The sequence below is a fragment of the Paraflavitalea sp. genome (genome assembly GCF_059502485.1).
Map to the genome: position 1 here is coordinate 248,765 of NZ_JCACET010000010.1, position 23,826 is coordinate 272,590.

General features: G+C 47.6%; 16 protein-coding genes. 8 read left to right on the forward strand and 8 right to left on the reverse strand.

Going from position 1 to position 23,826, the window contains the following annotated elements; translation table 11 throughout:
* Positions 1–133 precede the first annotated feature (133 nt).
* Positions 134–1,615, reverse strand: a complete 1,482-nt coding sequence (locus AC5JBY_RS18260) for an ATP-binding protein (protein ID WP_495906072.1) — start codon at positions 1,613–1,615, stop codon at positions 134–136.
* Positions 1,616–1,624: 9 nt separating this feature from the next.
* The gene (locus tag AC5JBY_RS18265; protein ID WP_495906073.1) at positions 1,625–2,329 is read right to left on the reverse strand and encodes a response regulator transcription factor; all 705 of its coding nucleotides are present in this window, start codon (positions 2,327–2,329) and stop codon (positions 1,625–1,627) included.
* 136 nt (positions 2,330–2,465) lie between these two features.
* Here AC5JBY_RS18265 and AC5JBY_RS18270 point away from each other — a divergent pair, with 136 nt between their 5' ends.
* Positions 2,466–3,761, forward strand: a complete 1,296-nt coding sequence (locus AC5JBY_RS18270; RefSeq protein WP_495906074.1) for a spondin domain-containing protein — start codon at positions 2,466–2,468, stop codon at positions 3,759–3,761.
* A gap of 87 nt (positions 3,762–3,848) precedes the next feature.
* Positions 3,849–4,769, forward strand: coding sequence for a hypothetical protein (locus AC5JBY_RS18275; protein WP_495906075.1), 921 nt, complete (start codon positions 3,849–3,851; stop codon positions 4,767–4,769).
* A gap of 27 nt (positions 4,770–4,796) precedes the next feature.
* On the opposite strand, the gene AC5JBY_RS18280 is transcribed toward AC5JBY_RS18275, so the two are convergent.
* On the reverse strand, positions 4,797–5,228 hold the full coding sequence (locus tag AC5JBY_RS18280; RefSeq protein ID WP_495906076.1) for a hypothetical protein: 432 nt from the start codon (positions 5,226–5,228) through the stop codon (positions 4,797–4,799).
* A gap of 956 nt (positions 5,229–6,184) precedes the next feature.
* Positions 6,185–7,246, reverse strand: a complete 1,062-nt coding sequence (locus AC5JBY_RS18285; protein WP_495906077.1) for a DUF4932 domain-containing protein — start codon at positions 7,244–7,246, stop codon at positions 6,185–6,187.
* 179 nt (positions 7,247–7,425) lie between these two features.
* On the opposite strand from AC5JBY_RS18285, the gene AC5JBY_RS18290 reads away from it, so the two are divergent.
* The 5 genes from AC5JBY_RS18290 to AC5JBY_RS18310 all read left to right on the forward strand — a co-directional run bounded on the left by AC5JBY_RS18290 (position 7,426) and on the right by AC5JBY_RS18310 (position 16,404).
* Positions 7,426–8,484, forward strand: coding sequence for a sensor histidine kinase (locus AC5JBY_RS18290; protein WP_495906078.1), 1,059 nt, complete (start codon positions 7,426–7,428; stop codon positions 8,482–8,484).
* The gene (locus AC5JBY_RS18295; protein ID WP_495906079.1) at positions 8,481–9,197 is read left to right on the forward strand and encodes a LytR/AlgR family response regulator transcription factor; all 717 of its coding nucleotides are present in this window, start codon (positions 8,481–8,483) and stop codon (positions 9,195–9,197) included. Before AC5JBY_RS18290 ends, AC5JBY_RS18295 begins: the two co-directional genes overlap by 4 nt.
* 382 nt (positions 9,198–9,579) lie before the next feature.
* A complete protein-coding gene (locus AC5JBY_RS18300) occupies positions 9,580–12,669 on the forward strand; it encodes a SusC/RagA family TonB-linked outer membrane protein (protein WP_495906080.1) in 3,090 nt (1,029 codons plus the stop codon).
* A gap of 23 nt (positions 12,670–12,692) precedes the next feature.
* Positions 12,693–14,201, forward strand: coding sequence for a RagB/SusD family nutrient uptake outer membrane protein (locus tag AC5JBY_RS18305; protein WP_495906081.1), 1,509 nt, complete (start codon positions 12,693–12,695; stop codon positions 14,199–14,201).
* 184 nt (positions 14,202–14,385) lie between these two features.
* The gene (locus AC5JBY_RS18310; RefSeq protein WP_495906082.1) at positions 14,386–16,404 is read left to right on the forward strand and encodes a M13 family metallopeptidase; all 2,019 of its coding nucleotides are present in this window, start codon (positions 14,386–14,388) and stop codon (positions 16,402–16,404) included.
* 19 nt (positions 16,405–16,423) lie between these two features.
* Here the strand turns inward: AC5JBY_RS18310 and AC5JBY_RS18315 are convergent, their stop codons facing one another.
* From AC5JBY_RS18315 to AC5JBY_RS18330, 4 genes are all read right to left on the reverse strand, one after another.
* Positions 16,424–17,305, reverse strand: coding sequence for a metallophosphoesterase family protein (locus AC5JBY_RS18315; RefSeq protein ID WP_495906083.1), 882 nt, complete (start codon positions 17,303–17,305; stop codon positions 16,424–16,426).
* A gap of 42 nt (positions 17,306–17,347) precedes the next feature.
* Positions 17,348–19,021, reverse strand: a complete 1,674-nt coding sequence (locus AC5JBY_RS18320; protein ID WP_495906084.1) for a RagB/SusD family nutrient uptake outer membrane protein — start codon at positions 19,019–19,021, stop codon at positions 17,348–17,350.
* An 11-nt stretch (positions 19,022–19,032) separates the two neighbouring features.
* The gene (locus AC5JBY_RS18325) at positions 19,033–22,047 is read right to left on the reverse strand and encodes a SusC/RagA family TonB-linked outer membrane protein (RefSeq protein WP_495906085.1); all 3,015 of its coding nucleotides are present in this window, start codon (positions 22,045–22,047) and stop codon (positions 19,033–19,035) included.
* 67 nt (positions 22,048–22,114) lie between these two features.
* Positions 22,115–23,140, reverse strand: a complete 1,026-nt coding sequence (locus tag AC5JBY_RS18330; protein WP_495906086.1) for a FecR family protein — start codon at positions 23,138–23,140, stop codon at positions 22,115–22,117.
* A gap of 112 nt (positions 23,141–23,252) precedes the next feature.
* On the opposite strand from AC5JBY_RS18330, the gene AC5JBY_RS18335 reads away from it, so the two are divergent.
* Positions 23,253–23,807 carry an RNA polymerase sigma factor gene (locus AC5JBY_RS18335; protein ID WP_495906087.1) on the forward strand — a complete coding sequence of 185 codons (555 nt, stop codon included), beginning with the start codon at positions 23,253–23,255 and terminating at the stop codon, positions 23,805–23,807.
* Positions 23,808–23,826: the final 19 nt, after the last annotated feature.

Sequence of the window (23,826 nt, forward strand, 5' to 3'; positions counted from 1 at the left end):
CTGCTCCACTTGCTTTATGTTGTCGTTTGTTTAATTCCTTTCGACACCACAAAGATGGAGAGAAGATCTTTTTGAGGCGGTGGGTATATACGGCTTTTTAAAGGGTTATTTGCGACCTGTAACCAATATAATGCTAATTGCTTCGTGAAAGCACCGGCAATACGAACCAGAATGCCGCACCGTTTCCCGGTGTGCTTGTGACCTGTATGGATGATTGGTGCAGTTCCAAGATCTTCTTCACAATCGCCAGCCCTATGCCCATTCCTTTTTTAGGTAATTCATCCTTGTGCAGTTGTTTATATCGTTCAAAAATATATGCCTGATCTTCCGGCGCAATACCAATGCCCGTATCAGCTACCTGCACCTGAATACCAGTGTTCGTTTGTTTTAACTGGATTGTGATCTCGCCTCCGTTGGGTGTAAACTTGAAAGCATTATCAATCAGGTTTTGCAAGACTCTTTCTGTAAGTGCGATATCGGCAAAGACCGGAGACAGTGTACCAGTTGCATCAAGGCTAAGGGTGATATTCCTTTCCTTTGCTTTCAGTTGGTAAGCCATCAATATATCTGAAACAAGTTCATTCAGCAGGAACTGCTCTTTCTCGGGGCTTACCTGGTTGGCTTCCAACTTGGCATACTGGAATAATTGCTCTACCAGTACTGATAGTTTTTTGGTGCTTTCCAGCACCACCGACAGGTACTTGTTTTTTTCCTGTTCCGTCAGGCTGTCTTTTTTGATCATCAATGTCTCAACATATCCTTGCATAATAGACAAGGGTGTACGCAGGTCATGAGAAACATTGGCTATTAGTTCCTGGCGAAATCTATCTGTTGCACTGATCTTATCGAAATTGTCCACGATCACATCAGCCATTTCATTAAAGGTAGATGTGAGCATTCCCAGGTTGCCTTTGGCATAGCCTTCTATACGGGCTGCATAATCACCTTCTTTAAACCTTCGGACAACACCAGCTATCTGGCAAATGCTATCAGTGATCAGGAAGAAAGTAATGGTCCCCACGACAAGTGCAATCAGCAAAGCGGATAGAAAAATGTATTTACCCAGCCGGAAAGACAGGTCGCTGTTGAGCGTACTCAATATCTCCCGCTGTTTCTCACTGGCCAAGACAGCATACACATAGCCCGTCAGCCTGTTGTTCTCATATACGGGCGCCGCAGAAAAGATGCTGGGTTCATCGGGCTGTTTGGGATTGTCGCCCAAAGGCCGCTCCCCGTTTTTTACCGCCAGCCACTGCTTTACCGTGGCAATATTTACATGTCGTTGCCGCACCGATTTATCCGGCACTACATAGTCTGTGATCTTTCCGGTAGTGTCCAGCAGGTATACTTCCACACTTGGGTTGGCCACCATGATGGAGTGAATGATATCATGTGTTACTGTCGTATCAGGTTGTCCGTTCCTGAGTGGATGTGTAAAATTAGCCAGGTGAGCAGCAACATTTCCGTAGAGTTCCTGATGCGCCGTTGTATAATAAGACCGGGACAGCCTGGAAGCTATCAATATGTATACGACTCCCAATATGACCAACAGTATAGAAAATACGGCAGCTATTTTCCAGAACAGCAGGTTTCCTCTTATCGTTTTTACAGACATATAATGGCTTTATAATTCTTCATTAAACCGGTATCCAATGCCCCAGGTGGTTAATATGAACTTGGGATTCGAGATGTCTTGTTCTATCTTTCCCCGCAGCCGGTTGATGTGAGAGTTAACAGTATGTTCGTAGCCTTCGAAATCATAGCCCCATACCAAGTTGAGCAGGCGCTTGCGGCTATAGCTTTTCCCCGGGTTGGAGGCCAACAGGGTTATCAGGTCGAATTCGCGCGGAGACAAGTCTACCCTATTTTCATTCAGCATCACCTTTCGTTTGTCCGTATCGATCTCTAATCCCGCAAACCGAATGACAGATGATACGGGGGGCATATCCTGCGCGGGGACATGGTCTTCTTTTCTACGAAAGATCACTTTGACCCTGGCAATAAACTCCCGCACGCTGAAGGGCTTGGTGAGATAGTCGTCTGCACCCGTTTCCAATCCTACTACTTTATCGATCTCCTCCGATTTGGCAGACAGTATGAGTATCGGAGTACGCCGGTCCGTTTGCCTGATCCTCCGGCACACGTCCATGCCATTCATTCCCGGCAGCATAATATCGAGGATAATGAGGTCGAATGGCTGTGTGGTAGCAGCCGCAAGGCCATCGTGCCCATTCATTACCGGAACTGTTTCACAACCCAGGTCACTCAGGTGGATAGTCAACAACTCTACAATATTCGGATCATCTTCCAACAGCAATACTTTATTCATATCTCCGTGTTGGTTTGAAATTTTCTCAAAATTCAGCAAAAAAACCATCCCGTCAGCGCTGTGATACTTTTGTTATACTTCTGCGACCGCTTTGGGATATCGTCTGTGTTCCTTTGCCTTATCTAAAAACAAAAAGATGAAACACAGCAACTTAAAAGCGTTAGCGATAATCTCTGCCGGCCTATTTCTGTCCTCCTGCAAAAAGGACAACGACGTTATGCCGCAACCCAACACCATTACCATCGAGAATGTATTGAATAGCAGACCGCTGGTAGAATCCGGCACTTTCAAGGGGTCGGGCACACCGCCGGTTGTTTTTCCCGGCCAATCTGTATCTTTTTCCTTCTCTGCCGCCAAAAATCAACGGCTCACTTTTGCCACCATGTACGGATGGAGTAATGACCTGTTCTTTGCACCTGCCAACCCAGGTATCAAGTTATATAATGATGACGGTACGCCCATTACCGGAGATGTTTCTGCTCAGATCAAATTATGGGACAATGGTACGCGTGTGAATCAAAAGCCCGGCATGGCTGTGGTGCATCCGGGAACTGCGGAAACTACTGCTAAAAATATCAAGGAGGTTGCCGGCATGGATGATTACGGCAATACTTACCTCGCAGCTTCCCAACTGATGAAAGTGTCTCTTGCCTATAATGGTAATTCTACATTCACTGTTACGATCATGAATAACACCGGAGGCACGGCCAATGAGACTCCATTCAGTCCCGGCGTATGGGCTATCTCCTATGTCGCTGGCGGAAATCTTCTACTGGCAGAGCCCATTTATTCATCCGGTAAGCCGACAGCTAATGGCCTTACGAATCTTTCAGAAGCAGGCGACAATACTGTATTGAGTACTTATCTGACAGGACAGACAGGCATTTTTACTCCCTTATCGCCCGTACTGGTGGTTGTATATAGTGGCAATCAAAACCCATTCTTCAAAAGCGGGGAGAATGACCGCGGAGAAGGGTTGAAAGACCTGGCACAGAAGGGCAATGCAGATATCCTCGCTGCAGCCCTGAAAAATAAACCGGGCGTAAAGAATGTATATGTATTAAAAGATGCCACGAATACAGTGTTGCTTCCCAAAATCGGTGAAGGTAACGGCGGCAAGGTATCTCAACTGCTCAATGTAGTTCCCGGCGACAAGATCGCTATTGCAACGATGTATGGCTTCTCCAACGACTGGTTCTTTGCTACTTCAGGAAGTGATATTGACGCTACGAAAAAAGGAGATGTATCGTCTTCCATTGGGCTCTACGATAATGGCACGGCGCTCGATCAGTTTCCCGGAGCCGGCATTACGCAGTTCAATCTTGCAGGAACACCGCTTACAGAAAGCAAGCCTATCGCTGCAGTTCCTAATCCAAATCCTTATACAACGCTGCCTGCTCTTACCAATATCATCAAGGTAACGCTGCAATAAAAGGTAATAATGGTATGCCTGGAGCAGATGTCAAACGATAAGCTCTCTTTTGCTCCAGGCATCCTTTGCAAATTTTTAAAATAGCACATGAAGCAGCTTATTTTTCTTTTATTATTAAGTGTCTTTGCCGACAATTCTTTTGCGCAAGGGTGCAGTGATGCCGGCTTTTGCAGCCTCGGAGCGTTGAAGGGTGTTAACACACATGCAGCAGAAAAACGAAGGATCGATATTGGAAGTAATATCGGAACGGGTGAAGAAGGTACGCTTACCATCAATCCTTACCTGCAATACACCCAGGAACTTGGCAGGCACTTTTCTATTTCAGGTAAAGTTACTGCCACCTACGCTAATGGCTTCCTGGGAAACAACTTTGGCATCGGTGATTTTTATGGCACAGTTACTTATAAAACAAATGACGATAATGCCGCCAGTAACTTCCGGATATTGGCAGGAATAAAGATCCCATTCAATTCTTCCAATCAAAAAAATAATGCAGGCAGCGCATTGCCGCTCGATTATCAATCAAGTCTCGGCACTTATGATGCTATATTGGGCATCAATTATATCCTGCATAAGCATTGGGAATTTAATACAGGTCTCCAGGTCCCGGTAATTCACAACAACAAGAACACCTTTTTCCCCTATGAGTATTCTGACAAACGGGCTGAAAGCTTTGCTCCTACCAACTTTTTCAAAAGGAAGTTTGACCTGTTGTTGCGTACCGGCTACTACCTCAATACCGGAAAGGGTTTTACCATAAAACCAGGTTTGTTGGCAATTTACCACGTTGGCAATGACACTTATGAAGACCAGTTTGGAAAGCGGGCAAGTATTAACGGTTCCAAGGGGCTGACGCTTAACGGAACAATTACAGTCGGCAAACAATTCAACAACAAAACAAGTCTTGAATTTATTGCTGCTACACCTTTTATAGTAAGAGATGTGAGGGCCGACGGACTTACAAGAAGTTTTGTTGCGAACGTTCAATACAGTATTATTCTCGATTAAATAGAAAGCACGTGCGCAATAGCCAACTTATTTGAGAACCGACAGGTCGTGCAGCCAGCGCCCGCGCCGGTTGCTCCATAATGGCCCCATTGTGCCGGGCTTAAATCCTTCTTCGAGGCTTTGCAAAACTTTGAAGGCTTCCGGGTATGTTTTGGCTTTATTCACTGCTTTCGCAAAGTCCTTTTGACTGAACGAGTTTTTAAATGATGCCGGGCTAATGTATGAACTCAGCGCTAAAGTATTTTGCGCAAGGACCTTAGCAGTGGGCGACTTCGCAGCTGTTTCTGTCCAGGATTTGCGTTTGAGCATCCAGGTGTCGATAAAACTTTCAGGCTTGATATGTTCAGCGAGTTCAACAAGCAAACGACCAGCTTTAGCTTCAGCGGTATTCGGGGTCTGTGCTTTGGTCTGGGTGATGATGAGGCTGAGGACGATCATCAAGGGGGTTATCCTTTTCATGGGAAAGTTTTTTCCAAGATACGCTTTTCGCCGGGCTCACCGGCATCCGTACTAAACCCCTTCCATACAGGCGCGTTCTGCCCTGCCCTTTTTTGCAAATTGCACCTGTTTTTAGGGTTTGTGCTATTAGTATGGACTATCTATGGTCGATCTATGGTCCATCTATGGAGTATCCATGGACTATCTATCCTGTATCCTCACTCTAAAATCTCCTTTTCCTGCCTTTTTGACCTCTCTTAGTCCGTTTTTGTCACTAACAGCTCCTGACAAGTATACGATTTTGAAATAGCGGTTTCCAAATTTTTCTTTCGCATTTTGGTAATTTTCGGAAGATTCGGAAAAAATAGTTACTAAAATTCCCAATATTCCCATTTCTTCCAAAAGCTGATAAAATAAATTTGGAAACGGGTATCGCGATGTTGTACGTTTGTTTTGAACAGTAAGTCATGACCAACTTTCTTTCAAAAGATTCATTTGCGCTGATGTTGCATTTACAAACAGGTAACTGATCAATACCTGTCTGGAATTCATCTAAAGCGTGATGAACAATGTGCGGCGTTTATCTTCAGTTGCTTCCTCCGGCCACGGTCAACTCAATATATCGTTTCACATAATGATGATTCAATAGCAGCACCGGCAACGGCAGTATACTGCTACCTCGCCCTTACCCTGGCAATCGTTGTTCAGTGGTTGTTTTTAAAGTAGTGACCCTATGCGGGTATCAAACTTTCGACAGCTTTCCGAACAACAGCCAACCTGGATGCTTCCTGCAATCCCGGTGGTTTTGCCAGGGCCCCGTTTCAGCAGGAACTCCGTTGCCGGGTTTAGACTGTGCCGGGAAGACGGGAAGCCAGGAAGGATAAAATCAATATTTTATTTTTTCTGCTTTCCGGCGTCCTGGTTTGGGGAAGCAAGGCAACGAGGCAATAAGAAGGCAACGAGGTATTGAGCATTCGCTACACTTTTTTAGGGTGTTTCTGTTTGAGGAATTTTAATAGCTCCGGGAAGAATGTTCCGAAATCTTTGTACTTTTTGCTGTTCACATACTGCTTATTAATAAACGGTTCCAGTTCCTCTACATAAATAAAATCGCTGAGCAGTTCCTTCGCCAGCTGTTTTTTGAATGCACGTTCATCCCGGTATTTCCGGTAAAGCACTGCTGTGACAGCCCGCACAATGTTCTCATCCAAACAATACCGCCAGGTAGTAATATTATTACGCTTCATGCCTTCATCATCTTTATTGAACAGGTAACTCAATTCATCAATCTGCCGCTCGTACTGTTTCAACAGTCCGTTGATATAAACATGACTTCCTTCATGGAATACGAGGTTGTCGAAGTTGGCGAATTCGAAATAAGGGTCTTTTTTGGGGTCCATGTTGGCATTAAAAAAGCCAGTATTGTACACCACCCAGTCTGCATAATCCGGGTTCAATTTTTTAGTCATGATCGCATGAGAGCCCCAGCTGTTGAGCGGATCGATACATACCCACCAATGCACATCGGCCTGATAACGATAAAAGCCTTGCAGTTTTTGCACCAGCCCGGCAGAGTCCACTTTGGCTTTCAGCGCAGCGCCCCACGCAGCATAACGGGCAGCATGCTGCTGGAAAAAGTCCCAGAAATGCGTGTCATTGAAAAAGTCTCGGCAAAGACGCATGTATTCCAATACGTTTTCCTTGCCGTAATGCCGGTACCAGTTAAGATCGGCGGCCGGCTCATAGATCTTAATATCAGGAAAGCCGCTCATACACCAGCCCAGCTCCACCAGATCGGTATATGTATTTCCAAATGTTGCCACCTTTTTCACTGCCGGGTGATCCTTGTAGCGGCCAAAATATTCCATCGCTTCGGTAGTATAAGCCGACGCATAAGGTTTGGGATATTTATCTGCCAGTATCTGTACAATGGTGAACAACTCGATGCCCGGATGAACATCAACCTTGAGCTGATCCTGTACCTGTGCATGGGTACGATAACTCATCACGATCAATAAAAAGAGCCCTAATTTTTTCATTGCTGGTTTGATTTGCACCAAAGATGGCCGGGAAAGAACAAACTGTCCGGAAGCGATTGACAAACCAGAAAAGAGTATTGACGAAAACCGGGTAACCGATTCATCCCTGATAATAGCCATTTGGTCAATAAGTGCAGCAGGAATGGAGGTTATAGCCTGCCAGTCAATATATTTAGGGGATGAAGCGAAAATATATCGTGTTGCTGCATGTGGCGGTATGGCTGCTGCTGATCCTAAACGATATCCTTCCCAACTTTGGGCTGAATGCCTACCCTTCTGCCCAAGGAGAATTCAAGAGCTTCCACGCTTTTATTCAGCGAGTGACGATCACTATCGGCTATTATTCCATCAGCGCTTTGTGTTTTTACGGCAGCTGCCTGGTGGTGATGCCTTACTTATTCATCAAGAAACGTTATTTACAGGGCTTATTGTTGTTTTTATCGCTGTGGGTTGCAGTGGTTGGCTGGCGCTATCTGATGGAGTATGGGATCTTCAAACCGGTGTTTGGTTTCGACAACTACTTTGGCAGGAAGGTGCCCATATCGTATTACTTCATGAATATATTCTGGTATTATTTCCCCAAGTATTTCGTGTATGGGTTGGTATACTTCTTTGCCGAAAGCTGGGTACGCAACCGCAACCGGCAGGAAGCGCTGCAGCGTGAAAAACTGACTACAGAATTAGCCTTCCTGCGCTCACAGATCAACCCTCATTTTCTGTTCAATACCATCAACGATATTTATGCGCTTACTTACCAGAAATCAGATCAGGCGCCGGAAGCCCTGTTGAAGCTATCAGAATTATTACGCTACATGCTCCGGGAAGGAGCCGGTGATTTCGTTGCCCTGCAAAGCGAGATCGACTACCTCAACAACCTCGTAGAGTTACAACGGATCGGCGCCAAGGGAAATGCGTATATTCAATTTGAGATCGAAGGATATGTAGGTTCACAGCAGGTGGCTTCATTGCTGTTTGTTGCTTTTGTGGAAAATGCCTTTAAACATGGTATATTGAATGATCCGGCACACCCGATTCACATTCACTTGCAGGCATCGAATGACCGTATCGACTTTACGGTACGCAACAAATACAACAACAGCCAGAAAGACAAGACACCTGGCATTGGCCTCGCTAATGTAAAACGCAGGCTCGAACTATTATATCCCGGCAGGCACCAACTGCAGATCACCGAAGGAACAGATTATACGATCCATTTAACACTTCAATTGGCTGCATGATATTGCGTTGTTTGATCATCGACGATAAACCGCTGGCTGTTGACATACTGGCCGACTACGTATATAAAACGTCGTTCCTGGAGCTGGTGGGCAGCACTACCAGCCCCATTGAAGGGCTTGACATGTTACGCCAAAAGCAGATCGATCTCGTTTTTCTCGATATCCAGATGCCTGAACTAAGTGGCCTGCAACTGATGAAGATTGCCGGTAAGCAGCGACTGTTCATACTCACTACAGCTTATCCGGATTATGCACTGGAAGGTTATGAGCACGATGTAGTAGATTACCTGCTGAAGCCTATTTCATTTGACAGGTTTTACCGTTCGGCCGAAAAAGCGCTGAAACTTTCTCAACATGCATCATTGCCAGCCCAGGTTGCTGCTACGGCTCCTGCTGTAGACACCATCGATTATCTGTTTGTAAAAACGGAACACCGCATCCAGCGGATCTTATTAAAAGAATTATTGTACGCAGAGAGTCTTCAAAATTATGTATCGCTGCAAACCGCAGATGGGCGGGTGATGACTTTGCAAACGCTTAAATCGATCGAAGATCAGTTGCCAGCTGCGGCTTTTTGCAGGGTACACCGTTCTTATATCGTCAACATACGCCACATAACCGCAGTAGAAAGAAGCCGCATCTTCATTGGCGATACCGTTATACCGATCGGTGACAAATACCGTGATGAGTTTTATCGTGTTATCCGCTCATGAGAGACGGACAACCTTTCTTATCATGTACACAAATCGTGATAAAAAATTATCAAGTTCACGTCAATCATCCTTTTCATCCACCACTTACCCATTCCTTTTGCACATTTTAAGTCCACTACATTAGTGGGGTTTATTTTTCTATTATATTTGCCGCCTCAACGAATACGAAAAGACAACAGCTATATCATAACACCCCCTATGATAGCTGTGAGACTTGTATGTGCTGTGAGTTTGCTACTGCTGTACAGGTTGACAATCCTTATTAACACCTACTAAAGTTGCTGGCCGGTCCTTGCTATGGGCTGTGCAGGATTTGCTTTGCCGTTCACGATCATGTCATGATGGTGAAGGGGGAAACTATTGCTTATTAATTAACAAGTATATGCTACAAAAACAAAGTATGCTCGCGCTGATGCTACTATTCAGCGCCGGGCTTTTCGCACAATCAAAACAAGTCCGCGGGGTGGTCCTTACCGCGGAAAACAAACAACCCCTTGAAGGAGCCACCATTACCATCAACAAATCAACCCGCTCTACGACCACCAATGCCCAGGGAAGATTTGAACTGTCATTAACAGATGATAAAGCAGTGCTGACGGTTTCCTTTGTTGGAAGAGAAACAACGGAAATAGAAGCAAAAGCAGGTCAGGGAGAAATTACCATCTTACTCAAAAATGCCAATAATACATTGGATGAAGTGGTGGCGGTAGCCTACACCACCGTAAAACGATCGGGCTATCCGGGTGCTGTTACTTCTATCTCAGCCGATAAGGTCAACAATCGCCTTACGCCCAATATCACTAATGCACTGCAAGGTCTGGCACCAGGCATTCAAACCACTTCGGCCAACGGACAACCAGGTAATAGTTCCGCCATCCGCATCCGTGGCGTGGGAAGTATCAACGCTTCCAGCGCACCGCTGTTTGTGGTAGACGGGGCACCTTATGAAGGCGATATCAATGCGCTCGATCCCGCAGACATTGCCACCATCAGCATCCTGAAAGATGCCACTGCTGCTAATTTATACGGCTCCCGCGCTGCCAATGGCGTGATCATTATCACCACCAAGCAGGGAAGAAAGGGTACCGAGACAACCATCAGCGCTACCATCAACCAGGGATGGAGCAGCCGTGCGGTGAAAGATTACGAAAAGATCGGCACCGATCAATATTGGGAATTATACTGGGAAGCTTTACGCAACAAAGCGATCACGAATGGTCAAACGCCTGCGCAGGCCGCCGTCACGGCCAGCAATAATATCGTTGCCAACCTGGGCATCAATCCTTATGGCACGGCATTTCCAAGACCGGTAGGCGAAGATGGCAAGATCGTTGCCGGCGCCCGGCCATTGTGGAATGACGACTGGGAAGATGGGATGCTACAGGATGCCAAATACACACAAGCGCAACTCAGCTTTTCTGGCGGCGGTGAAAAATCTACTTATTATATAGGAGGCGGTTACACCAATAACCAGGGTGCTTATCTCGCATCCGGTTTCAAGCGCTATAACTTCAGAAGCAACCTTACACTGCAAGCCAAGCCCTGGCTGAAAGTGGGCCTCAACCTCAGCGGCGCCAGCACTTCGCAGGACTATCCTACTTCTGCGGATTCAAGGCAAACCAATGTGGTATTGTTTGGGCGCACGATTCCCAGCTTCTACCCTATCTATCAACGCAATGCGGATGGCAGCTTCAGGCTTGATGCCAATGGCCAAAAACAATTCGACTATGGCGCTTACAGACCCAATGCTGCATTGACACGCTATAACCTGATTGGCTCTTTACCATTGAATAAATCAAGGAATACGAATGAGAACCTTTCTACACGTACTTTCCTTGAAGTAGCTATTACCAAAGCGCTGAAAGTAAAAACCAGCTTCAACCTCGATTATATCAACAGCAACTCGTTGTACTATACGAACCCGCTGGTGGGAGAAGACGCTGCCATTGGTGGCACGGTAAGTAAAAGCAGCAATCGCTTCATCGCTTATACTTACAACAATATTGCTACCTATGATCTCGACTTCGGTACAGGGCACCATATCAACCTGCTGGCAGGCCAGGAGTTTTACAAACTGAACTCCAGCGGACTAAATGGTAGCCGTCAAAAATTTGCGCTGCCTGATCTGTATGAACCTGTAGCTGCATCGCAGTTAATAGACTTTACCGGCAATGCTGACAGCTATGCCAAGCTCAGCTTCTTTGGACAGGGACAATACAATTACCTCGGCAGATACTTTTTCACGGCGTCTGCCCGTCGCGATGGCTCTTCCCGTTTCTCACCTGATTCACGTTGGGGAACGTTCTGGTCTACCGGTGCTTCCTGGCGCATTTCAGAAGAAGAGTTCCTGAAATCAGTGAACTGGCTGAGTGCATTGACGATCAAAGCCAGCTATGGCGCTTCCGGTAATGATAACCTTTCCGGCTATTATGCTTACCTCGCACTGTATAGCATCAAGAACAACCTGGGCAATGGAGGTGTGATCACTTCGCGCCTGCCAACACCCGGGCTGAAATGGGAAACCAACCTGAACTTCAACGCAGGCGTTGACTTCGGTGTATTGAAGAACCGCATCTACGGAACTATCAATTATTACAGAAGAACGAGCAAAGACCTGCTCTACTCCCGGCCGCTCGCAGGTTCTACCGGTTTCACTTCTGTGAACGCCAACATCGGCGAACTGCGCAATACCGGCGTAGAACTGGAATTGAACGTGGTGCCTGTCAGCACCAAAGATTGGAGATGGACAGTAGGCATCAATGTGGCGCACAACAAAAACGAGATCACTTCTCTGCCACAGAAGGAGATCATCAGCGGCACCAAGAAACTAATGGTAGGCACATCTGTTTATGACTTCTTCCTGCGCGAGTGGGCCGGTGTTGATCCTGCTACTGGTAACCCAATGTGGTACCGCACTACAGCTGATGGTAAAAAAGAAACTACCACTACCTATGCACAGGGCACACAATATTATGCAGGCTCTGCTCTGCCCGATGTAACTGGTGGTGTTACGAACTCACTCAGTTATAAACAAGTGGAATTATCATTTGTATTTGCTTATAGCCTCGGCGGTAAAGTGTTGGACGCGGATTACATTCAGTTGCTCTCCGGCGCTGTATCACCAGGCCGTAACTGGTCTACAGAATTACTTAACCGCTGGACGCCCGACAACAGGAATACCAACGTGCCTCGTTTCACAACTGATGACCTGGCCTGGACTTCTACCTCTACCCGCTTCCTGTATGACGCTACTTATGCACGTCTGAAACAAGTGTCATTAGGTTATAATCTTCCTACAGAATTGCTGTCGAAGATTGGTTTAAAAACAGCCAAAGTGTATGGCCTTGCAGAAAATCTGCTGACTTTCTATGGCCACAAAGGCATGGACCCCGAGCAGGCAATCGATGGCACTACTTATTATCAGTACCCACAAATGAAAACTATTTCAGTAGGCCTGCAGGTAGGCCTATAATGTTCACCTCAAATTATCATTACATGAAAGCATATAAATTATATATAGTGATTGCGGGGCTGCTGATCAGTTTGTCAGCCTGCAATAAGGAATTAGATACTTCTCCTTCTAACGCAGTTCCCGAGGACATCGTTTTAAAAACTGTTGCCAACCTTACTGCTTTATCGGAAGGTACCTGGGCATCCATGATGGACGATTTTTATGGCGGCACGTTTGGCAATCCGGGCTACAAAACCCTCACCCTGGTCAGCGAGGCCATGGGCAATGATGTAGCCTTGATCACAACGAAGTACAGTTTTGCACCCGTGTACCGGTTCACTCAAATGAACGACAAAACACAAAGTCGCCTCAGTGCTATCTGGAACCAGCTGTACAGGATCATCAACAACAACAATATCATCATTGCCAATGTAGACAAGGTGACCGGTGATGCAACTGCCAAACAGGTTTTGAAAGCGCAAGCCCTGGCATTGCGTGCGAACACGTACCTCACCATTGCCTCCTTTTACCAGTTTTCTTACCTGAAAGATCCTCTGGCCAAAACTGCGCCTATCTATACCACACCGACTACCGATACTACACGTGGTAATCCTAAAGCGACGTTGCAGGATATCTACACGCTGATCATTGCCGACCTGCAGGAAGCAAAAGGTTTGCTGGGCACCTACCAGCGTCCGGCCAAATACAAAATCAACTTAGATGTGGTGAATGGTTTGCTGGCCCGTGCTTACCTGCATACAGGCAAATGGGTACAAGCTGCAGAAGCCGCCAATGAAGCTTTGAAGAATTATCCACTGATGCCGGCTGCTGATTACAGCAAAGGGTTCAATGACGTGAATAATTCAGAGTGGATCTGGGGACATCCGGAAATTCCCAGTCAGAGTGATGGCAGCTACAGCTTCCACTTCCTCGATGTGTCATCCGCATCATCTTACTATTACAGCTTCATGGCTGATCCATTCTTTGGCGACCTTTTTGAAGCTGGCGATATCCGCAAGACGCTTTTCTCCTGGGATGGCAATCCCGGTCGCGAAGGACACCTGCAATACAAGAAGTTCAAGTTCCGTGCCGACCAAACCGGTGACCTGGTACTGATGAGAAGTGCCGAAGCGCACCTGATCAAAGCGGAAGGCTATGCGCGCGAGAATAACATCACCGATGGTGCTGCTGCACTCAATACCTTACGCGCTGCCCGTGGCGCCACGGCTTTCAACGCGGTGGGCGCTACCAAAGAGCAGCTGATCGAGGCCATTCTGATCGAACGCCGGAAGGAATTGTGGGGTGAAGGTTTTGCGCTGGCTGATATTATCCGCAACCAATTGCCCGTGGTGCGCAAGCCTTATGTAGATGGCAGTGGTAATGATCGCAAGGTTACCATCACCACTCCTGATGGTACGGTGAAACAAGTGCCAGCCCGGTACCATACAGCGCTGAAATTTGCAGATGGCACCAACTTCGTAGCCAACAGTCCTTTGTATATTTTCGCTGTTCCACAGGCGGAGGAGCAGAATAATCCGAACCTGCTTAAGTAGCTTATATCACAATAAGAAAACGAAGAGGCCATCTCCTGTGTTTGCAGAATGCAGGGAGATGGCCTTTTCGTTTAATAATAAGTCTTCATAATAGTTTCTGAAAATAGCTGTGAGGCATAACGACTTAAAGATTCAGCACTTTCGTACATTTAACCCATTCCTTCATTTCTTAAAACCAATCTATATGACAAGACTGCTTTTGTTGTTCCTCGTCGTGGCAATGGCTGTAAGCTGTGATCAAACAGCCGACAAGGCGCCCGGCCACGTAGTGATCACCGGTATCGATACTGCGTTAAAGCCGGGAGACAACTTTTTTATGTACGTCAACAAAACCTGGTATGACAGCGCAGCCATACCAGCCAGCCAGTCGGGCGTGGGGTCTTATTCTTTTTTGAACTATCCACAGCGTATCCGGTTGCAGGGAATCCTGGACAGCGTAGCCACCGCCGACAACCTTGCCGGCAGCCTCGAACAGAAAATAGGGGACTTCTATGCAGCAGGAATGGATACCGTGGCCATTGATAAACGTGGGTATGAACCCATCAAGCCTATCCTGGCAAAGATAGACGCCATATCGGACCTGCCTTCCTTACTCAGGCTGGTGGCGGAGGAACAAAAAGCCGGTAATGCGTCCCTAATTGGTTTTTATGTAGGACCCGACGACAAACAGAGTTCGGTGAATATTGTGCAACTGGGACAAGCCGGGTTGGGCCTGCCGGACAGGGATTATTATTTCAAATCAGATCCTTCAACAGCCGGCATTCAGCAAGCGTATCGAACGGCACTCAGTTCCTACTTTCAACTGGCAGGGACGGATGCTGCTACGGCGGAAAAAAATGCCGCACGCGTTTATGAGATCGAAAAGCAACTGGCCGGCGCGCACAGGACCAATATTGAATTGAGAGATGTAAAAGCGAACTACAATAAGCTCGCTGTTGCCGACCTGGCAAAGAAACAACCGAATCTTAGCTGGCCTGCTTTACTGGCTGATTATGGCGCTACCGTAGACTCGGTGAATATGGGCCAGCCTGCTTATTATGACAAACTCAACGGTATGCTGTCAACGGTGCCCATCAATGATTGGAAACTCTATTTAAAAGCCTCGCTGCTTTTCAATTATTCGGATCTTTTAAGCAAACCTTTCAATGATGTGAACTTCAACTATACAAAAGTGCTCACCGGGCAGGCAGTTATGAAGCCGCGTGCGGAAGAAATGACAAGGGCCGTTGATCGCTCACTGGGTCATGCCCTCGCACAATTGTATGTGAAGAAATATTTCCCCGACGAGGCCAAGAAGCGGATGCGCGTGCTGGTAGATAACCTGAAAAAAGCCTTTGAAGCCCGGATCACCAGGCTCGATTGGATGAGCGATTCTACCAAGGCAAAAGCAAGAGAGAAACTGCAGGCTTTTACGGAGAAAATCGGCTATCCCGACAAATGGAGAGACTACTCCAACGTTGAGGTAAAACGAGATACTTATTTTGAGAACAGGTTGTCGGCCAACAAAAATGATTACGCGTATATGCTGGCAAAGCTTGGAAAGCAGGTTGACAGGACAGAGTGGCAAACAACACCGCCAACCGTTACCGCGTACAACAATCCCCCGTTGAATGAGATCGTTTTCCCGGCAGGCATATTGCAGCCTCCTTACTTCGACATGAATGCAGACGATGCACTCAACTATGGAGGCATCGGTATGGTCATCGGCCATGAGATCACGCATTCATTTGATGACCAGGGAGCGCAGTATGATAAGCTGGGGAACGTGACGGATTGGTGGACAAAAGCAGACTATGAAAAGTTCAAGGCGCGTACCCAACAGGTGCTTGAGCAATACAACTTATTCACCGTACTGGATTCCATCCATGTGAAAGGCGCTCTGACGCTGGGAGAAAATACGGCAGATCTTGCGGGCATCGCCATTGCCTATGACGCCTTTAAGATGACGGAACAGGGGAAGGATGTCACGAAGCTGGATGGATTTACACCGGATCAACGTTTTTTTATTTCCATTGCGCGAATCTGGCGGGTTAAAACAACGGATGCATTCATGCGGATGTATGTGAATACGAATGCACACTCACCGGCTATGTGGAGGGTGAACGGACCGTTGATGAACTTTACGCCGTTCTACAAGGCGTTTAATGTGCAACCGGGCGATAAGATGTATAAGCCGGAAAGTGAGCGGATCAGCGTTTGGTAAGGTGAAGGCATATGGTATTTTAGTCAAAACTAATATACTCGCTGCTAACTTTTTCTCCTTTTATCGTGATCTTCATAAAGCCGCGTTTACCATTGCTGGTACCCCGCCAACTCGGTCTTCCGGCCACTGAACCAGCCGTGAGGAAACGGGTTTTGTTATTGATCTGCAAGTCTTCGATCCAGTGGATATGTCCCTGGAGCACCAATCTTAGATTATACCGGTCGAAGAGGTCGAGCACTTCTTTCCGGTTATATACCAGCACGCCATTGGGTTCTTTTGCATTGGGGCCATTGGGCTCTGCATATCGTTGCTGGTAAGTGCCCAGCAGTGGAATATGTGTTACTATGGCTATTGGGGCTGTCGTATCCATGGCCTGCAGCTCCTTTTTAATCCAATCCACCTGCTGCTGCCCAATAACCGCATAGTATTTTTTTTCGGGGGTTACATCAATGGAATTGAGGACGAGGAAGCGCCAGCCTTTGTGCCGGAATGAATAGTATGTTTTGCCAAAATATCGTTCGAACATACCGTATCGATAATCCGTATCTGAAGTTCCTTCCGGGCTTTCGGGATAGATACCAAAGAGTTCATGATTGCCGATAGCGAGTCGTACGGGTACTTTGAATTCCCGGCTCATGGATTGGAATAGTGAGTACAAGGAATCTGCCTGCTTCCGGTTTCCACGCATCACATCGAAGACGAGATCGCCGGCGGCTACTACAAATTCTATATCTTTCATCCGGTTGACCGAATCGATCATCTTCCGGAATTTTGGCGCCACGTCCGGGCGTATATGTATATCCGACATCAGGATAAAACTGAAACTACTATCGGACCGGGCACCCTGTTGTGCGGCAGCCGAATAAGAGCAAAGTAAAAAGAGGTATAAAAGTTTTCGCATAATGAAATTAATAACCCGGGACGGTGTGTCCCGGGTAGTAAATTAATATCCTGGATTTTGTTTCATTTCCTGGGTGAGGTTAGCATCGATGACCGTCTGCGGTATCGGCAACAGTGTATCTCTTGCCGCGATCAACTGGCCTCCATTGCGGTTGTGGAGCTTTGTCCGTTCGAGCCACTTACCGGTGCGCAAGAGTGTGTACCGGCGATGTTCTTCCAGCAACAACTCCCTTGAACGTTCATCGAGGATAAAATCGATCGTAATGTTTGAAGCTGTTACAGGCGATGCTTTAGCCCTTGTGCGCAAAACATTGATGGTAGTGGCGGCATCAGCCGGGCGGCCCAGTTTCAGTTGTGCTTCGGCTTTCAGCAGATACGTTTCTGCCAACCGCAGGTATACCTGATCGTTGTAGGCAGGTGAACCGCCGGGCGTCAGCGGATCACCCCAATCGGCTTTGCGGGAGAATGGCCAGTCGACGCGTGAGCGGGAAGCCGCGGTGATATCATTGGTCCAGCTCAGCTTGATCGTATCTCCGTAAGCATACCCGGCTGGTAAACGGTCGGCACCCACCGGGGCATTGGCGGCGGCATCATTGAGTATAAAAAATTTCCGGATGGCGAAATGTGATCCGCGTTCATCGTTTGGTTCATAATTGTCGATTGCCCATTTGGTGAGCGACATCCTTCCATATCCCTGACCTCCGCGACCGGCCGTCACCATCAGTGGCGACACTGTGCCAACCCGGATGTTGGTGTAGCGACTGTGGTGGTCGCGGCGAAGGATGGCATTGGCGCCACCACCGTTGGTTTCCTGCTGGAACTGGAACACCCATAATGCTTCGCTATTGCCTTGTTCGCGGTTGGCATTGCCATCATAAAACATATCCATGAAAGCCACGCCGGGCTGAGCTGCTCTGACACCATATCGTTGTGTAACCAATTTATAGGCGGGATTGGCAATTGCCTTTTCGGCCCAGATGAGGGCACTGTCAGACTTGTTTACCGCGAGATACATTTCGGCGAGGTAGTGCTGGATGGCCCCTTTGGTAATTCGACCGGCGAGTGATGGTTCTACCGGCACCTGCTGTTCAGCAAACAGCAGGTCGTCGATCACCTGGCGGCGTACTTCGGCCACAGATGCGCGCTGCCAGTCGGTACGGATGGTGGAACCGAGCGATTCCGTGAGGCTTAAAGGAACATCGCCCCAACTATAGCTGAGATGGCGGTAAGCCCATGCCCTGACAGCTCTGGCCTCTGCAATGATCCGGAGCCGGTTGGATGCCGGCGTGCCGCCGGGACCTGACCAATCGACTCCTGCTTTTGTTTCGGCCTGGTTGATGATCGTATTGGCCGAATTGATCACCTGGTATAGCCAGGCAAATACATCGGAGTAAAATGCGTTGGCCGGATTGTTCATGGCACCCCAGCTCTCTGCAATTTGCGAAAACCCACTTACCGTGTGGTTGGTAACCATATTATCGACCCCATTCATGAAGAGGTTACAGACGAGGGATGTACTTCCATTCAGTCCTTCACGCTCACTGCGTACGAGTGCATACAGTCCATTCAAGCCGGCTTCAAAACCAGACAGGTTGATGTACAAAGTCTCAGTGGCGATAATATGTGGAGGACGCTCTTCCAGTAAGTTTTTAGAACAACCGGCGCCGAGCAGCAAAACGGTAATAAGGGTGACTGTTAGCTTATTGATCAGTTTCATTTTGTAATTTTTTAAAGCGAGATATTAACACCCAACAGCAACTCGCGCTGGAGGGGCAATGCACCGCGACCAACATTGAGCTCCGGATCGCTGGCAGTCCACTTTGTGATGGTAAAAAGGTTTCTGGCAGTTGCATACAGGCGAAGACGGCTGAGCCCGGCATTGGTCAGTATCCTGCCTCCGAAGTCGTACGACAGTGAGATGTCCTTAATACGAATGAAACTTGCATCTTCATAGATGACTGCTGCAATACCACTCATTCGTTCGGCATTCACGGCATTCCGGTAAAATTCGTTGGTTGGATTTTCCGGTGTCCACCAATTCTTCTTCAATACATTCCTGCGCACTTCCGAACTGGCAGAGGCATCCTGCAGCAAACTGTTTTGCCGGGTGATGCCATGTACTCCATGCAGAAATACCTGCAGGTTGAAGCCTTTGTAGCTGAACGTGTTTGTGATGCCCCAGAGCCATTTTGGATCGAGCTGTCCCTGCGTTTCGCGATCCTCCGCCGTGAGCACTTTATCGCCGGTTACATCTTTCAGCTTTGCATTGCCGGGCTGTGAGCCCCATACTGCGGCGGCATCGGCTTCAGATAGTTGCCATACACCATCGAATACATATCCATAATTGACAAGGATGGGTTTTCCTATAAACCAGCTGTTGGCAACATCGTCGATCTCTTTTCCGTCTGCTCCTTTCACCCCATAGAGTGATACGATCTTGTTTTTATTCATGGAGAAATTAACGGAGGTGCTCCACTTAAAATCTTTTTTCACCACATTCTCCGAATGCAGGGTGAGCTCAAACCCCTTGTTTTCCGTTTTGCCGATATTCTGGGTTATGGAGCCAATGCCATGTACGAGCGAGATGGTGCGGTTCAGCAGCAGATCGCTTGTACGTGTTTGGTAGAAATTCAAATCACCGGTTATCCTTCCTTTGGCTATGCTGAAGTCGAGCCCGATGTTGGCGGATGCTGTGGATTCCCAACCCAGGTTATCCTGTCCGAGTTTGGAAGGTACATATCCAGGGAGGGACTGATCGAGGCTGACCATGTTCAATTCTGCGAGGCGCGATATGGTTTCATAAGCCGTGACGGCCTGGTTACCATTTCTGCCCAGGGATGCCCTAAGTTTTAGCCGGTCGAACACATTCCGCAGCGGGAAAAAACGTTCGTCGGAAATATTCCAGCCGATAGCCACCGATGGAAACAGTCCCCATTTATTATTGGCACCAAATCCGGAGTAACCATCGCGACGACCGGTGATGGTTATAAGATAGCGACTGTCGTAACTATAGTTCAACCTGGCCATTTGTGATATCAGGTCGGTACGGTTATAGAGATACAGCGGTGTGACCTGGTTTGCCTGGGCCATGGCGAAGTAAGTAAGAAAGTCGTTCGGGAAACCACGACCATCTACTATGTTGGATGAACCTATATTTTTTTCATAGCTGTAGAGGCCGGTAAATCCTATCTGATGGATACCGAATTTTTGCTCATAGGACAGCAGGTTCTCAATTACGAGGTTGTCGTGCAATGTGCGCTCTGTATTGGCTACGCCACGTGCTTCCAATCCTGTACGGGTGTTGCGTCCTCTATAAGTATCGATATCCGATGTAGTTTTGCGCACCCCTGTGTTGATACGATAGCTCAGGCCTTTCAGGAATGGCGCTTCCACAAGTGCATAGTTATTGGTGATTACCTGGTTGGTTTTATCAGAATTGATATAACGTACCTGTTCGAGCGGATTGCCAATATCGGTGTATTCCGGCCATGGATAGATATTAAACTCTCCTGCGTCATTGTAAGCGCGGGTGAGCGGATTGGTCCGCAATACATCTTCCCAATCGGGACTCATTCCACTGCGGTCATCAAAAGACAATTGTGTCCTTGTGCCCAGTGTAAGCCAGGATGTGACCCTGGTATCAAGATTAATCCTTGTGGTGAAACGCCGGTATTTATCGTTGAGGGTTACGCCTTTTACATCGAAGTAGCTGCCTCCTATGAAATATTTAGTTTGCTGGAAGCCTCCCGAAACGGATACTACGTGCTGTTGCGCGATGCCCGTCTGCAAGACGTGATCTGCCCAGTTTTCCGTGAGTCCTGCATCATACACTTTCTGTTCGGAAGCCGTGATCTTTCCCGGTTCGCGTATATTTTTAAAGGCATAAAATTCCTCTGCGCTCATGAAGTAAGGTACATTGATCGCTTTCTGGGTAGACAATCGTCCATCGTAGGAGACCACCGGTTTTCCTTTGGCGCCGGTTTTGGTGGTAATAAGTACTACTCCATTGGCTCCGCGTGAGCCATAGATGGCTGCAGCAGAAGCGTCTTTCAGTACATCAATGGACTGTACATCATTCACATTGATATCCCTGAGTTGTCCTCCATAAGGTATCCCATCTACCACTATGAGGGGACTATTGTTGGCGAGAATGGACTTTCGTCCACGTACCATCAGTTCTTCGGAAGAGGCAGCACCGGCGCCTGTCTGCTGCACCATGACACCAGCGATAGAACCCTGCAATACCTGACCGATGTTGAGGTTGGGTACTTTTTCCAGCCGGTCCTGCGACACTGAACTGACCGCCCCTGTTACATCTTTCCGCTTCTGGGTACCATACCCTACAACGACTACTCCCTGCATGGATGCCTGATTAGGTACAAGGCTAACGATGATGGCTTCTTCTTTACCCGCACTCAGCGATGTTCGCCGGATGACCTGTGATTCATAACCGACAAAACTGATGCGGATGATGACCGGCTGCCCTGACGGAATGCCCGGGAATATAAATACACCTGCTGAATCTGTAAAGGTGCTGCTTTCTTTTGCCGGGTTACCTACCTGTAGCAGTACAGTTACCCCTTGCAAGGGTTCGCCCTGCTGGTTTTCGACGAGCCCTTTCACAGATGCTGTTGACTGGGCCGTGAGCTGCAGGCAGAAAAACAGGCAGATCACTGCCAGCAATCCGCTACGCAGGATGCCAGACCTTTGCCGGCAATACCGGTATTGATTTCTTTGATACATACGGTTGGTTTTAGGCATGGTGATGCCTGTCCCTTTTTGAGGGCTTTTAAAAATGACGATGTTTCAATTATTGTTTCCGAAACTGGAAACTTCCGTTTGTCTCCACCAATTCGAGATGATAGAGCAGCGCGATCTTCCGGAGGATCACTGAAGGTTTATCGCTACGTCTGACTTTTCCGGAAAAGTCGGACATGGCTACCACCTCGTGATCAAAGCTGATATGGATATTGTAAAAGGCTGCTATTGAGTTCAACACATAGCTTAATGTATCCTGGCGGAATTCCAGTACTTCAGGCGCCCGTGTTTTAGCTGATTGAATAGTGTTCGTGTTCTTAACTACTGTCAACGGTTTCTTTTGCGCTGTTGACCTGACTGCAATTTGTGTGGTAACATTCACTGCAAGGTTTTCTCCCGCCATCATGTAAACAGGTTTGAACCGCTGTGTTTTTGTGTGTACCACCACTTTTCCTTCATGCAGGGTGATATCGACTTTTCCTGATTCAGGCGATGATACCGTGAAAGCCGTGCCCAACGCGGTGGTGGATATGTCCTGGCTTATGACGATGAAAGGCCTGGACTTGTCTTTGCGCACTTTGAAATAGCCGTTGCCCTTTGTCAGGCTGATCGTCCTGGTGCTGTCGTTGAAGTGTGCTCCCCACGCGATCATTGTTCCGGGAGACAGTGTAACAAAGCTGCTATCCGGCAGGTAGAAACTTGTATCAGCCGATACAGCACTGACAGTATATGTATCATTGGTTGTCACCTTTACTTCTGCCAGTTCTTGGGATGTTTGCCTGCGCTCTGCCGGGTTCAATACATAGAGCAAGGTTGCAAGCCCCACGACTGATGCGGCAGCCACCCAGCCCAACCAGTGGATGAGACGCCCTCGTTTTTTCTTCTGTCCCTGTTGAATACGGTGCAATATATCCCGCGACATGTCTTCTATATAGCTTGGCGCAGCGGTGCTGCTTATCATGTCTGTTCCCGATTGCTGCTGCTCTTCATACCAGGCATCCAACTCTACCTGTTCTTCAGGCGAGAGTTCATGATCCACATGACGCTCCAATAAATAATTCAACCGATCTGTATCCATAATATCTCTCTATGTTATCTAACACGGCAGAGAAGTATTTTCCGCAGTCGTTTTCAGAAATAAGGAAGAGTTCATTTTAAGTTAACATAGTGCACCTGCACAAAAAATACCTTTGTGCAAAACCTCCCATATTCAGGACCTGAGTCAATATAGCGACCAACAACTGTGGCAGGGGATCAAGCTAAATGACCACGAGCAATTCGCCGAATTATACCGGCGATACGTTGTTGTATTGTCGAATCAGGCTTACCGGGTTTTGCAGGATGAAGAAGTGGTGAAGGACATTGTGCAGGAAGTTTTTTTAAATCTTTACCTCAAGCGGCATGAGCTGGCTGAAGACACCAATGCCGGCGCTTATCTGAATGTAAGCATCAAGAACCGTTGTCTCAACCGGCTCCGGGATATCCGGCTACGTGCGCGTCATCTCACCGCGATACCAGCTAATGGCAGTCAAACATCTGCCCCCGATAGGGTTATAGAAGATAAAATGGGGATACAGGAAAGCCTTCAGCAAATGCCGGCCAAACTCCGGACCGCTTTTTTCATGCGGCACCGCGATCAAAAAAACAACCAGGAAATCGGGGAGTTCTTAGGTGTTTCTCCTCGTACAGTAGAGCGATATCTTACCTCCGCCAGCCAACACATTACCAACCAACAAGATCAGTAAGGCAGCATTGCTGCTACCG